Here is a 14,086-nt window from a genome sequence, read left to right as displayed (position 1 = left end):
GGCTGGTGAGCGCCCGCCAAAGTCTTGATCAAAGTGGACTTCCCGGCACCGTTCTGGCCGAGCAGGCAGTGCACCTCTCCGGGCAGCACTTCCAGGTCGACGCCGTCGAGGGCGCGCACGCCGGGGAACTGCTTGACGATCCCGCGCATGAGGAGCAGGGGGATGGCTTCTGACATGGGGCCTCGCTGGTTCATCATGGGGCCGAGAGGACGTGGTCGCTGCCGAGCCTGGCCGCGCCGACCACTCCGGCGTCGGGTCCGAGCTCCGAGAGCACGATGGGCAGGTTGCCGGTCGCCAGGGGCAGCGACCGGCGGTAGACGACGCTTCTGATCTCCGCCAGCAGGACGTGGCCCAGCTGGGCCACCCCTCCCGCGACGATCACGAGGCCGGGGTTGAAGAAGCTGACGAGCCCGGCCAGCACCGTGCCGACCCTGCGCCCGCCGTCGCGGATGAGCCGTACCGCCTCGGCGTCGCCCATCTCGGCGGCGGAGGAGACGTCCTCGGCGGTGAGGGTGCCCGTCTGGTCGAGGCGCCGGCTCAGGTAGGCCGAGCGCCCGGCGATGGCCGTGGCCTCCCTGGCGAGGGCGGTCCCGCCGAAGTAGGCCTCCAGGCAGCCGACGTTGCCGCAGGCGCAGACGGGGCCCTGGTCGTCGACGCGGATGTGGCCGATGTCGCCCGCGCTGCCGGAGACACCCCGGTAGATCTTGCCGTCCACCACGATGCCGCAGCCGATGCCGGTGCCGATCTTGACGAGCAGGAAGTCGTCCACCTGCCTGGCCAGCCCCGAGTGGAGCTCGCCGAGAGCCATGATGTTGACGTCGTTGTCGACCACGGCCGGGCAGCCGAGGGCCTGGCCGACCGCCTCCCTGACGGGGTAGCGGTCCCAGCCGGGCATTATCGGGGGCGCGACCGGCACCCCCTCGCGGAAGCTGACCGGGCCCGGAACGCCGACCCCCGCGCCGTGCAGCTCGGTGAACAGGCCCTGCTCGCCCAGCTTGGCGATCATCTCCATCGCCTGGTCGAGCACGGCCACCGGGCCCTCGCGCACGTCGCACCGCTGGCTCAGGTGGCCGAGGATCTCCAGCTCGCCGTTGGTGACGACCACGTCGATGGAGGTGGCGCCGATGTCGATCCCGGCGAAGCGGAGATCTCCGGAGAGCCGTACCAGGCCGGACCTGCGCCCGCCGCGCGAGGCCGCCAGCCCCGCCTGCTCGGCCAGGCGCAGCTCGATGAGCCGGTCGAGCTCCAGGTTGAGCCGGGAACGCGAAAGCGCGGTCACGTCGCCGAGCTCGGCGCGTGACCGCGCTCTCTCACGCAGCAGCCGGAGGAGCGCAGCCTGGTACGCGTTCTCCGGCCGAACGACGGTCCGCTTCACTACACCCTCCCTGTTCCGAGCAGGTGTGCAGAAGCTAACCCTCTTTAGGCGGGTTTGTGAATCACTTTTACCTAACAGTTCGCCGACTTTTGTCACGATCGACAAAAGTCGGCGAACTTGACCCGCTCCGGTCAGCTCACTCGGGTGAGCCGCCACTGCTGGTTCGTGCCGCTCCCGCAGGTGGCCTGGGTGAGCTGCGTGCCGTTGGCCGTCGAGGCGCCGGGCACCTCAAGGCAGAGGCTGCTGGCGGCCGAGGCGATCCTGTAGGTGCCGTTGGAGTTGGCGGTGAACCTCCACTGCTGGTTGGCGGCGGTGTGACAGGTCCACTGGATGATCAGCGCCCCCGAGGCGGTGGAGGCGCCGTTCACGTCCAGGCACTTGCCGCTCTGAACCCCGGTGAGGGTGAAGGCGCCGTTGGACCCGGCGCCGAACCTCCACTGCTGGTTCGTGCCGGTGCCGGCCGTCCACTGGACCACCCTGGCGCCGTCGGCCGTGGACTGGCCCTCGACGTCGGCCGCCTTGGAGCTGTGCGCGGCGACCAGCGTGTAGACGCCGCCCGCCACCGGCCCGGTCGACCCTCCTGTCGTGTTCAGGGTGAAGGAGTCGAGGTCGAACTGGTTGGCCGCGGAGGGCTTGAACACCAGGAACAGCGGGTGGCTGCCCGACAGCGACGACACGGACGTGGCGGCCGTCTGCTGGTAGTTGTCCCAGCCTCCGGTGCTCGGCACGGTCGTGGTGGACAGCAGCTGCCCGGTGGGCGAGTCGGCCCGCAGCTCGATGGTGCCGCCGCCCGACGGCGAGGACAGCCGGTAGGACACCGACGCGACGCCCTGGACGCTCATCGGCGAGAAGGAGATCCAGTCGTTGCTGGAGATGTCGCCGACGCGCTTGCCGGCCTGCGCGCCGGACTGCTCGATGATCCGGACCCCGGAGGAGCCGGTGAAGTACTCCGCCTGCTTCTGGCGGGGCTGCAGGATCAGGTTGGCGGTGTTGGACAGGCCTCCCTTGTCGACGTAGGTCGCGGTGAGGACGTAGAAGGTGTTGGCGTCGGCGTCGTGCCCGGAGTTCGTGGTCACGACCGTTCCCGAGCAGCCGGTGAACTGGCCCGTGTCATGGCTGTGGGTGTCGTGGCCGAGCGCCGTCACCACCGTGACCTTGGAACAGTCGATCGTGCCGTCCTCGGGGTCGGTGACGGTCACCGTGTACGGGACCGAGTCGCCGAAGTTGATCGTCGTGCCGTCGGGCGGCGAGCCGAACCTCACGACCGGCGCGGTGTTGCCGACCGTGATGGGCACCGTCGCCGAGCCGCTCTTGCCCGACGAGTCGGTGATCGTGAGCCTGGCGGTGTAGTTGCCGTTGGAGGTGTAGGTGAACGAGGGGTTCGCCGCGGTGGAGTCGGTCGAGCCGTTGCTGGTGAAGTCCCACGCGTAGGTGAACGCGTCGCCGTCGGGGTCGGCGGAGCCGGCCGAGGAGAACTGGACGGTGAGCGGGGATTGGCCCGAGGTGGGCGTCCCGCTCGCCTTGGCGATCGGGGAGCGCGAGCCGTTGATGTAGTCGATGCGGTAGACGCCGTCGTCGGGGTTGGTGCCGCCGTAGCCGACGCCCCACTCGATCAGGTACATCGCGCCGTCGGGGCCGAACTTCATGTCCAGCGGCGACCTGAACCCGAGGTTGGACAGGAAGCGGTTGGTCTTCAGGACGTTGCCGCTGCCGTCCAGCCGCATCTCCATCAGGTAGTTGCGGCTCCACTCGTAGAAGAACGGGGTGTCGTCGAAGTACGCGGGGAACTTCGTGTCCGAGGGGTTGGCCGCGTCGTAGTGGTAGAACGGCCCGCCCATCGGGGCCGCGCCGCCGCCGTTGCCCATTTCCGGCCACTCGTTGACGAGGTGGTAGTTGTACCAGACGGTGGCGGACTTGACCGCGGGCAGGTTCGTCAGGCCCGTGTTGTTGGGCGAGTTGTTCACCGGCGCCGAGCAGTTGAACTTCGACCCCGAGGTGGAGGTGGCGAAGTTGTAGTCGTTGAACGGGATGTTGTTGCCGACGCAGTACGGCCAGCCGTAGAAGCCGGGCGACTTGATCAGGTTCCACTCGACGGTGCCCTCGGGCCCGCGGTTGGCGTTGGCCGATCCCGCGTCGGGGCCGTAGTCGGCCATCGAGATCCAGCCGGTCTCGGAGTCCACCGAGAACCTGAACGGGTTGCGGAAGCCCATCGCGTAGATCTCCGGGCGGGTCTGCGCGGTGCCCTGCGCGAACATGTTGCCCGAGGGGATCGTGTAGGTGCCGTTGGTCTCGGGGTGGATCCGCAGGATCTTGCCGCGCAGGTCGTTGGTGTTGGCGCTGGTCTTCTGCGCGTCGAAGTTGGCGCGGCCCGAACGCTCGTCGATCGGCGTGTACCCGTCGGAGGCGAAGGGGTTGATGTCGTCGCCGACGCCGATGTAGAGGTTCCCGCCGGGCCCGAAGGTGAGATACCCGCCGGTGTGCCCCGGCTCGTCGGTCCTGGTGGCCGGGATGGCGAGAAGCTTCTTCTCGCTGGACAGGTCCAGGCTGTCACCGGCACTGTTCAGGGTGAACCGGGAGACCTGGTTGATCGCCGAGGAACCGGTCGGCGAGTAGTTGAGGTAGACCCAGCGGTTGGTCGCGAAGCCCGGGTCCAGGGCGATGCCGATCAGCCCGTCCTCGCCGCCGGTGTAGACGCTCAGCGAGCCGGTGTTCACGATCTGGCCGTTGCTCTTACGGACCAGCATGAGCTTGCCGGAGCGGGCGATGTAGTAGACGTCGCCGTTGGCGGCGATGTCCAGGCCCATCGGCTGGTCGGGCGCGCCGTCGAGCGTCACCTTCTGGTACCGGTTCCACACGGTGCCGCCGCAGTCGCCCGCGGCGTTGCCGGCCGCCCACTTGACGCCGCCGAGCACGTGCTGGCGGAAGTAGGTCTCGCTGTAGGAGCCGCTCTCGTGGCCCATCGCGGTCGCCCACACGCGCCCGCCCTCGGCGTTGCGGCACCAGGAGATCGGGTGGTCGGGGCCCATCTTGCTGCCGCCGGCGTCGTAGGTGCTCTCGTCGGCGGCGACCAGGACGTGGACGTCGCCGCGCATGTTCTTGCTGAAGTTGTACCACTCCTCGGTACGGACCCAGCGGTCGGGCAGGCCCACGGTGGAGGGGTGCTTCTTGTCCAGGACCTTGGCGGTGCCCTGCAGGATGCTGGAGTGCGCGGTCATGTGCGCGCCGCCCTGGATGAGCTGGTCCCACCAGGGGAACTGGTTCTCGATGTTCATGTCGGTGGTGTTGTGGATCGCCACGATCCCGCCGCCGTCGTTGACGAACTTCTGGGTGGCCTGACGCTGGGCGTCGTTGTCCCAGACCATGCCGGAGTTCTGCAGCATGATGATCGCGTCGAAGCCGGCCAGGTTCGAGTCGTTGAACACCGAGGAGTTCGCGGACTGGACGACCTCGAAGTCGTTGGCCGCGGCGAGCTGCTGGACCATCGTGACGCCCGACGCGATCGAGCCGTGCACGTAGTCGGCGGTCTCGGTGAACAGCAGCACCCGGAAGGCGGCCGCCTTCGCGGCTCCGGCGTTCGCCGAGGCCGTCGGCAGGCCGGTGAGCACGGATAACAGGAGCAGGATCGGAACCGTCAAGGCGGTTAGCTTGCGGCGCATGGAATCTCCTGGGGGGATAAGAAGGGCATGCGAAACGGACCGGGCGGCCTGGGCGGGCGGACCGGTTGTGATGCCGGAGGGAGAGCGGACGAGCCGGTTGTGATCCGGAGGAGTACGAGGGAGAGGGTGCGGGTGGACGGACAGGTTGCGACACTGGGAGAGTGGCGCAAATCTAGAAATCTGCTGTTTTCTGGCTTATTTCCTCCTTATTTCAGGATGGTAAGGACGAGTTCTGTCGACCGTCAAGCAAAAGGTTGCTTGTGTCAAGCAGAACATCCCACCCGCGCTGCGAAAGCAGCCCCCGCCCCCGTGGCCCCCTTCGCCCGCTCTACCGGGCAATTCATCTGATTTCCATAACCTCGGCACACCGTCCGGACCGTTCCACAATTGCCGGAAGTCATCGTGAACCTTTCAGACAACGAAACTTTCGGGCAGCGAAAAGGGCGCCCTCGGAACGAGAGCGCCCTCGAACGTCCGACCGTCAGAGCATGGCCTTCATCGAGGCGGTCGCCTGCTGGCCGAGGGTGGTCGGGGTCAGGTACGGCTGCTCGGCGAGAATCGCCTCCCAGTTGTCCCGGATGTCCTCCACCGTGTGGTCGTCCTGCCGCCAGCCGGGCCCCTCGGCCACGAACACCCGGGCGATCCGGCCGCCGCCGACGCTGAAGACCTCGCCGCTGGTCTCGCAGGCCTCGTGCGCCAGGAAGGTCACCAGGGCGCTGACCCGCTCCGCGGTGAACTTCGCCTCGAACTCGGCGGGCAGGAGTTCCTCGGTCATCCGGGTCCAGGCGATCGGCGCGATCGCGTTGGCCTTGATCCCGGCTCTGGCGCCCTCGATGCCGAGCGTCTTGGTGAGGCCCACCAGGCCCATCTTGGCGGTGGAGTAGTTGGCCTGGCCGAAGTTGCCGAACAGCCCGGCGGGCGAGGAGGTGTTGATGATCCGGCCGTACCCCCGCTCCTTGAGGTGCGGGAACGCCGCCCGGCTGACCAGGAACGACCCGCGGACGTGGACGGCGAGGACCTGGTCGAACTCCTCGACGCTGATCTTGCCGAAGGACTTGTCCCGCAGGATCCCGGCGTTGTTGACGACGATGTCCAGTCGCCCGTAGGTGTCGATCGCGGCTCCCACGATCGCCTGGGCGCCCTCGGGGGTCGCGACGTTGTCGGTGTTGGCGATCGCCTCGCCACCGTTCTTCCTGATCAGCTCGACCACCTCGGCGGCCGGGCCCGCGGACGCGCCGGTGCCGTCCAGTGCCCCGCCCAGGTCGTTGACCACCACCTTGGCGCCGCGCTCGGCGAGCGACAGCGCGTGCGAGCGGCCGAGTCCGTGCCCGGCGCCGGTGATGACCGCGACCCTGCCGTCAAACCGCAGCTCTGACATCCGCAACCCTCCCACGAGAACATAATTCTAGTCGTCTGAACAATAGCTCGACCGACCCTCGTGATGCCATGGGCATCCTCGGGACACCACCTGCGAGACCTTAGGGACGGCGCCCGCCGCACCGCGGCGAGCCGCCGGCGGGACCTTCGCGGCACCCCGGAGAAAAGGCGCGGAGCGGTTACCGAAAAGGCGGGGGATCATTGCGCATAGTAAGCACGCGTGTTAATTTCTGCTAAAGTTTTTGCCCCACACGGGCGAGGGTCAACGACGACACCCCTCCTTTTTCCAGTACGGCCCCGCCCAATATTTTTGGGCTGGAGGCCCTATATGTCCTTATCGCCGCCCCTGCGCGTGGTCCAGTGGGCCACGGGCGCCGTCGGCAGATACTCCCTGCGCAGCGTGATAACCCGGCCGGAGTTCGAATTGGCCGGGGTTCTGGTCTACGACCCGGACAAGGTGGGACAGGACGCGGGGACCCTGGTGGGGCTCCCTGAGGCCGGTGTCGCCTGCACCGACGATGTCGAGGAGATCCTCGCCCTGGAGGCCGACTGCGTGCTGCACATGCCGCTGCCGGCGTCCTACTTCGGCGGGGAGCATCCGAGTGACGTGGAGACCATCTGCGCGCTGCTCGCCGCCGGAAAGAACGTCATCACCACCACCGGGTTCGTGTACCCCAAGTGCTACGGCGCGGGAGTGGTGGAGCGCCTGGAGGCCGCCTGCCGCACGGGAGGGTCGTCCCTGCACGGCACCGGCGTCAACCCCGGTTTCATGAGCGACATCCTGCCGCTCACGCTGACCGGCCTGTCCAGCCGCGTCGACCACATCTACGTCCGGGAGTCGTCCGACTTCCGGGGGCATCCGTCCCGGCAGATCGTGGTGGATCTGTTCGGCTTCACGCGTTCGGCCAAGGACTACGTCGCCGCCGTGCGTCCCTTCCGCGCCTTCCAGCGCTCGCTGTTCGCCGAGAGCGTCCAGTTCGTGGCCGACAACCTCGGCGTGGCGCTCGACGAGGTCGAGGAGAGCGACGAGTTCGAGCTCGCGACCGAGGAGTTCGAGATCACCGCCGGGCTGGTCAGGGAGGGCACCGTGTGCGCGTCCCGCTGGATGTTCAGCGGGCTGGTCCGCGGTCGTCCCTTCATGACCGTGGAGTGCGTCTACAAGGCCGACGCCACCCGGGTGCGGCGCTGGGCCGATCCCGGCTTCAGCGTCCACATCGAGGGAGTGCCCCAGCTGATGCTCACCGTGGGTGAGATCTCCCACGGCCTGGCCGGTGCCGCCGCCCACGCCGTGAACTCGGTCGCCGCCCTGTGCGCCGCCCCGCCGGGCATCCGCACCGCGCTGGATCTCCCCCTGGCCACCGGCCGGGGCACCGTCCGCCTCGCCTGAGGATCCTCCTCGGCCCCCCTCCGAGGCACCCCTCGCGCGGACGTTTCCCCGGCCCGCCCCCAGGGCGGGCCGGGCGACGAGCCTGCTTACGACAGGTGGTCCATGTGACGCCATCAGCAATAAATTGCGGCATTTGACATTTTCATCAAATAAGCGGATTTGATGGCTTTTTATAAGTGCGCCGATATGCCGATCGCGCGCGACGCCCCGCCCCCCGCACCGGCCGCGGCACCCGCGACACCCGTGAGGAACGCTCCGGCGCGGACGTTCCCCGCGAGATCGGCCGGAGAGTTCTCCTCGGGACCGAGAGGCGGCGGGAGGGACCGGGTGTACAGGGATCAGGCGTACAGGATCGGGTGTACAGGGATCAGGCGTACAGGGATCAGACGTGTGGGGATCAGGTGTGCGGGGTGAAACGCCCGAAGCGGCCCTGGTGGTAGAGGAGAGGGCGACCGCCCGGTTCGAGGCTGGTCTCGGTCACGAGGCCGACGACCAGGACGTGGTCGCCGATGTCGACGGTGGAGTGGGGGGCGCAGATCAGGTGGGCCGAGACGCCGTCCAGCAGCGGGACGCCCAGGTGCCCGGGGGTCCAGGAGGTGGGGGAGGCGAAACGGTCGACGCCCTTCCTGGCGAAGCGCGAGGCCACCTCGGCCTGGTCGCTGGCCAGCACGTTCACCGCGAAGTGGTCCGCCTGCCTGAGCCAGGGCCAGGTGGTCGAGGACTGGTCCACGTAGAAGGAGACCAGCGGGGGGCTGAGGCTGACGGACGAGAACGAGGTTGCCGTGATGCCGACCGGAATGCCCTCGACCTGGGCGGTGACGACGACGACTCCGGCCGCGTGGACGGCCAGTGCCTGCCGGAAACGCTCCGCGTCGACCGCCCTGCCGGACAGTGTCTCGGTCATGCCGCCTCGCTTAGGACTATGTGGGTTACTGTCGAGATGATCCACTTGGTCACTTTTTCCCCTTTAAGGAACAAAGGACACTACTCAAAACCCATTGGGGTCACTATCTCTTCCCGGCGTCACGCCGGAGCCTTTTTCCCGAGTGCCGCGATCACCTGAGGACCGACCCGGTCGGCCCAGGGGCCGAGAACGGCGTCGAGATCGGGAATCTGCGATTCCAGCAGCGCGAGGCCCGGGGTGGGGACGGTCGCCCCCAGCTCCACCAGCAGCGGGCGGAAATGGACCTCCACCGCCAGCGAGTGCTTGGCGTCTCCCATCACCAGGAGCGGGAGCGCGACGGCCGAGGCGAGCGCGCCACCCGGCAACCGGTCGAGGAACACCTTGAGCAGGCCGGTGTAGGTGGCCTTGTAGGTCGGGCTCGCCACCACCAGCACGTCGGCTCCGGCCACCAGTTCCAGCGCGGCCCTCACCTCCGGTGCCGTCTCGGGGGCGAACAGCAGCGGGGCCAGGGCCGCCAGGTCGACGACCTCGGGAGCCTCCCCCTCCCCGATCCGCCGGGCGACGGCCTCCGCCGCCCGTACGGCCACCCCGTGGGTGCGCGATCCGGGTCGCGGGTTTCCCACCACGGTCACGATGCTCATGAGGCCACCGGTGCTTTCTGGTCGACGCCGGAACGGAGAAGCTTCCACACCTCGTGGCGGTACTCCCCGAAGCGGGAACCGCCCCTCGGATCGCCCTCGCGAGAGCCGAGATCCACCTCGACGGTCCCCCCGATCCGGCCGGGCCGGGACGTCATGACCGCGACCCTCCGGCCGAGGTAGACGGCCTCGTCGATGCTCCGGGTGGTGAACAGGAGCGTCGTGCCGGTCTTCTCCCAGATCCGCACCAGTTCCTCCTGGAGCGACTCCCGGGTTCCGGCGTCCAGCGCGGCGAACGGCTCGTCGAGCAGCAGCAGGGCCGGATCGGCGGCCAGGCTCCTGGCGATGGCCACGCGCTGGGGCATGCCGAGGGCGAGTTCGTGGGGATAGCGGTCGCCGAACTCGCCCAGCCCCACCAGGTCCAGATACTCCCTGGCCAGGTCTGCGCGCTCCCGCCTGGTGGCGGCCCTGCCCTCCAGCGAGAACTCGATGTTGGACAGCGCCGTGCGCCAGGGGAACAGGGCGTACTGCTGCAGGACGACCCCCCGTTCGAGGCCGGGGCCGTCGAGGGGGACGCCGTCCAGCAGGATCCGGCCGGTGGTCGGCGCGGCCGGCCCGGCGATCAGGTCGAGGAGGGTGGACTTGCCGCAGCCGCTCGGCCCGACCAGGGTGAGCAGCTCTCCCTCCCGTACGTCGAGGTTGACGTCGTCGAGGGCGGCGAAGGAGCGGTGGGTGTCGCGGGCGGTGAACTCCTTGCCGACCCCCTGGATGCTGAGCCTCACCGGGCACCTCCCAAGAGGGCGCGGGCGGGAGTGGCGGAGTTGACGGGGGCGGGGACATGTCTGATGGTGATCACGAGATGCGTCCTGTGGGATGTCGTGAGGGACGGCGGATGGATTCGTGATCACGGACACTGTGCGCTGAACACGCGGCAGAGGTCGACGTGCGCGCACCGAGTCAGATAGATGCCCATACAGGAGAAACTACGCACCGCTCCGCGGTAAGTCAATATTTCCTACTGGTTGTACATGAAATACCTCGGAGGCCGGGCATCCTCTCCCGGCCGGAGGTCCCGTACCGTCGGAGCATGAAGCTGGAAAAGGAGATCTCCGGCGGCGGCCGTTTCGAGAGGCAGCCGAACCGGTTCACGACGCGGATCGAGGCCGGCGGCGAGCACCCGCCGGAGCCCGGCCGCTACCAGATCTACGCCTCCTACGCCTGCCCGTGGGCGCACCGCTCCCTCATCGTCCGCGAGCTGCTGGGCCTGCGCGAGGTGGTCGGCGTGACGATCGTCGACCCGATCAGGGACGAGAAGGGCTGGCGGATCCCCGGGGGCGACCCGGTGACCGGGGTGGAGTATCTCTCCGAGCTCTATCTGGCGACCGACCCCGGCTACGAGGGCCGCTACACGGTGCCCTGCGTCTGGGACGTCACCGCCGGGCGCATGGTCACCAACGACTACCCGCAGATCACCCTCACCCTGGAGACGGCCTTCGCGCCCTGGCACGCCGAGGGCGCCCCCGACCTCTACCCGGAGGCGTTGCGCGGGGAGATCGACGCGCTCAACGAGGTGATCTTCCGCGGCCTCAACAACGGCGTCTACCGGGCCGGGTTCGCCCGCTCGCAGGAGGCGTACGACGAGGCGGTCACCGACGTGTTCGCCACGCTCGACCTGCTGGAGGAGCGGCTGTCGACCCGCCGTCACCTGCACGGCGACGCGCTCACCGAGAGCGACGTGCGGCTCTACCCGACGCTCGCCAGGTTCGACGCCGTCTACAACTCGCACTTCAAGTGCGCGGTGCGGCGGCTGACCGACCACCCGGTCCTGTGGGCCTACGCCCGCCGGCTGTACGCCCTCCCCGCGTTCCGCGACACGACCGACTTCGACCAGATCAAGCGGCACTACTTCGTGACGCAGACGAACGTCAACCCGAGCGGGATCGTGCCCCGGGGACCGGAGATCGACTGGACCGCCCCCTGAGGCGACTCCCCCGGGAGGCGTGAAAGTTTCATCGGGCAAATCGGTCATTCGCCCGGTCGGCGAGCGGTCCGGCACGGGGGCCGGTTGACGGTGGGCGAAACGCGCTGGAAACATCGGGCCACCAGGTCGTGGGAGCGCTCCCACTTGGGCCCCTCCGACCGGGGTCCTCGGACCCTAGTTCCCGCGGCCTGGCACCTCCCCCCGCCCAAAGGATCCCGCCCGTGATCAGACGACCACCCGCCTGGCTCGCCCTCGCCACGGCCGCCGCCCTGGTGACCCTGACCCCGCTGCCCGCCTCCGCGGACGGCCCCGAACAGATCGTCAACGGCACCTTCGACACCGGCACCGCCCCCTGGTGGAGCACCGGCAACACCGCGCTGGAGGTCGAGGACGGCCGTCTGTGCGCCGACGTCCCCGGCGGCACCGCCAACCCCTGGGACGTCATCGTCGGCCAGAACGACATCCCCCTGGTCAAGGACGAGACGTACGAGTTCTCCTTCTTCGGGATCGCGACGCCGGGCCGGGTGGCCAAGGCCCTCGTCCAGCTCCCGGTGGACCCCTACACGCAGTACCTGTCGGCCAATCCCGAGCTGAGCGTGTCCGGTAACGACTACCGCTACACCTTCACCTCTCCCGTGGACCTGCCGGGCGCGCAGGTGGCGTTCCAGCTCGGGGGCAGCGCCACCCCGTGGAGGTTCTGCGTGGACAACGTCTCCCTGAAGGGCGGGGCCGAGCCCGACGTCTACGTGCCGGACACCGGGCCCCGCGTCCGGGTGAACATGGTCGGCTACCTGCCCTCGGGGCCGAAGAACGCGACCCTCGTCACCGAGGGGACGGAACCGCTCGGCTGGAAACTCAAGCGTGGCGGGGAGATCGTCGCCGAGGGGGACACCGTCCCGCGTGGCGTCGACGGCAGCTCCGGCCAGAACGTGCACTCGATCGACTTCGGCACGGTCACCGCGCCCGGCACCGGCTACACGCTGGAGGCCGACGGCGAGACCAGCCGTCCCTTCGACATCGGCGCCGACGTCTACGGCGAGCTCAAGACCGACGCGCTGAAGTTCTACTACACCCAGCGCAGCGGCATAGAGATCCTCGACACCCTCCGCCCCGGCTACGGAAGGCCCGCCGGGCACGTCGGGGTCGCCCCCAACCGGGGTGACGTCGCGGTGCCCTGCCAGCCGGGCGTCTGCGACTACACGCTGAACGTCAAGGGCGGCTGGTACGACGCGGGCGACCACGGCAAGTACGTCGTCAACGGCGGCATCTCCGTCCACCAGCTGATGTCGGCCTTCGAGCGCGCCAAGGCCGACGGCGTCCACAAGGACGGCGACCTCGACATCCCCGAGAGCGGCAACGGGGTGCCCGACATCCTCGACGAGGCCCGCTGGGAGCAGGAGTTCCTGCTCAGCATGCAGGTCCCCGAGGGCAAGCCGTACGCGGGAATGGCCCACCACAAGATCCACGACGCCGCGTGGACCGGCCTGCCCCTCCTGCCCCACCTGGACCCCCAGCCACGTGAGCTGCACCCGGTCTCCACCGCGGCCACCCTCAACCTGGCCGCCACCGCGGCCCAGGCGGCCCGCCTCTTCGCCCCGTACGACGCCGCGTTCGCCGCGCGCAACCTCGCGGCGGCCAGGAAGGCGTGGGCCGCGGCGAAGGCCAACCCCGCGCGGTACGCGGACCCGGCCGACGGGGTGGGCGGCGGCGCCTACAACGACGACAACGTGACCGACGAGTTCTACTGGGCCGCCGCCGAGCTCTACCTCGCCACCGGCGAGCAGGAGTTCAGGGAGTACGTGCTCGCCTCGCCGCACCACACCGGCGACATCTGGCGCGAGCGCGGCTTCGACTGGGGCAACACCGCCCAGCTCGGCCGCCTGCAGCTGGCCTCCGTGCCCAGCGCGCTCCCCGACCGGGCGCGGGTGCGTCAGTCGGTCCTGGAGGGCGCGGACAAGTATCTCGCCGTCCAGAAGGCCCACCCGTACGGCGTTCCGTACAACCCGCCGGACTACGACTGGGGCTCCAACAACCTGGTGCTCAACAACATGGTCGTGATGGCCGTCGCCCACGACCTGAGCGGCGAGGCGAAGTATCACGACGGGGTGCTGGAGGGGCTCGACTACCTCTTCGGGCGCAACGCCCTCAACCAGTCGTACGTGACCGGCTACGGCGAGGTCGCCTCCAAGAACCAGCACAGCCGCTGGTACGCCCACCAGCTCGACCCCGCCCTGCCCAACCCGCCGCGCGGCACCCTGGCCGGAGGCCCGAACTCCGCGATCCAGGACCCGGTGGCCCAGGCCAAGCTCCGGGGCTGCAAGCCCCAGTTCTGCTACATCGACGACATCGAGTCGTGGGCCACCAACGAGCTGACGATCAACTGGAACTCCCCGCTCGCCTGGATCTCCTCCTACCTCGCCACCCCCGCCGCCCCCGGCCCGTGCAAGGTCACCTACACCAACCACAACCAGTGGGCCGACGGGTTCAACACCCAGGTCACCGTCACCAACACCGGGACCAAGGCCATCGACGGCTGGACCCTCAGCTGGTCCTTCCTGGGCGGCCAGACCGTACGGCGGCACTGGAACACCGCCCTCACCCAGGACGGCGCGACCGTGACGGCCGAACACGTCGCCTGGAACAAGATCATCAAGCCCGGCCGCTCGGTCACCTTCGGCTTCGTCGGCGCCACCGCCCCCGGCCCCAACCCCAAACCGGAACGCTTCCTCCTCAACGGCGGCCTCTGCGGCTGATCGGCGCTTCGCGAC

General features: G+C 68.9%; 10 protein-coding genes. 3 read left to right on the top strand and 7 right to left on the bottom strand.

Annotated features, from left to right (window positions below; translation table 11 throughout):
• The 4 genes from AC5L38_RS39975 to AC5L38_RS39960 all read right to left on the bottom strand — a co-directional run.
• On the bottom strand, positions 1 to 197 hold a 197-nt coding region (locus tag AC5L38_RS39975), incomplete at its 3' end, for an ATP-binding cassette domain-containing protein (RefSeq protein ID WP_495248015.1).
• The gene (locus AC5L38_RS39970) at positions 194 to 1,375 is read right to left on the bottom strand and encodes an ROK family protein (protein WP_495248014.1); all 1,182 of its coding nucleotides are present in this window, start codon (positions 1,373 to 1,375) and stop codon (positions 194 to 196) included. The genes AC5L38_RS39970 and AC5L38_RS39975, both read right to left, overlap by 4 nt.
• 131 nt (positions 1,376 to 1,506) lie before the next feature.
• A complete protein-coding gene (locus AC5L38_RS39965) occupies positions 1,507 to 5,031 on the bottom strand; it encodes a ThuA domain-containing protein (protein ID WP_495248013.1) in 3,525 nt (1,174 codons plus the stop codon).
• A gap of 481 nt (positions 5,032 to 5,512) precedes the next feature.
• A complete protein-coding gene (locus AC5L38_RS39960) occupies positions 5,513 to 6,409 on the bottom strand; it encodes an SDR family oxidoreductase (RefSeq protein WP_495248012.1) in 897 nt (298 codons plus the stop codon).
• Positions 6,410 to 6,736: 327 nt separating this feature from the next.
• On the opposite strand from AC5L38_RS39960, the gene AC5L38_RS39955 reads away from it, so the two are divergent.
• A complete protein-coding gene (locus AC5L38_RS39955) occupies positions 6,737 to 7,795 on the top strand; it encodes an NAD(P)H-dependent amine dehydrogenase family protein (protein ID WP_495248011.1) in 1,059 nt (352 codons plus the stop codon).
• A gap of 397 nt (positions 7,796 to 8,192) precedes the next feature.
• On the opposite strand, the gene AC5L38_RS39950 is transcribed toward AC5L38_RS39955, so the two are convergent.
• From AC5L38_RS39950 to AC5L38_RS39940, 3 genes are all read right to left on the bottom strand, one after another.
• Positions 8,193 to 8,699, bottom strand: coding sequence for a flavin reductase family protein (locus AC5L38_RS39950; protein ID WP_495248010.1), 507 nt, complete (start codon positions 8,697 to 8,699; stop codon positions 8,193 to 8,195).
• 119 nt (positions 8,700 to 8,818) lie between these two features.
• A complete protein-coding gene (locus AC5L38_RS39945; protein WP_495248009.1) occupies positions 8,819 to 9,340 on the bottom strand; it encodes an NADPH-dependent FMN reductase in 522 nt (173 codons plus the stop codon).
• Positions 9,337 to 10,119, bottom strand: coding sequence for an ABC transporter ATP-binding protein (locus AC5L38_RS39940; protein WP_495248008.1), 783 nt, complete (start codon positions 10,117 to 10,119; stop codon positions 9,337 to 9,339). The genes AC5L38_RS39945 and AC5L38_RS39940 overlap by 4 nt, the downstream gene beginning before the upstream one ends.
• A 305-nt stretch (positions 10,120 to 10,424) precedes the next feature.
• Between AC5L38_RS39940 and AC5L38_RS39935 the strand changes: the two genes are divergently transcribed.
• Complete coding sequence (locus AC5L38_RS39935) at positions 10,425 to 11,318, top strand: glutathione S-transferase family protein (RefSeq protein ID WP_495248007.1); 894 nt, start codon at positions 10,425 to 10,427, stop codon at positions 11,316 to 11,318.
• A gap of 224 nt (positions 11,319 to 11,542) precedes the next feature.
• On the top strand, positions 11,543 to 14,071 hold the full coding sequence (locus AC5L38_RS39930) for a glycoside hydrolase family 9 protein (protein WP_495248017.1): 2,529 nt from the start codon (positions 11,543 to 11,545) through the stop codon (positions 14,069 to 14,071).
• The last annotated feature ends 15 nt before the right edge of the window (positions 14,072 to 14,086 follow it).

The organism is Streptosporangium nanhuense (assembly GCF_059358815.1).
This window is presented reverse-complemented; position numbering and strand designations above follow the sequence as displayed.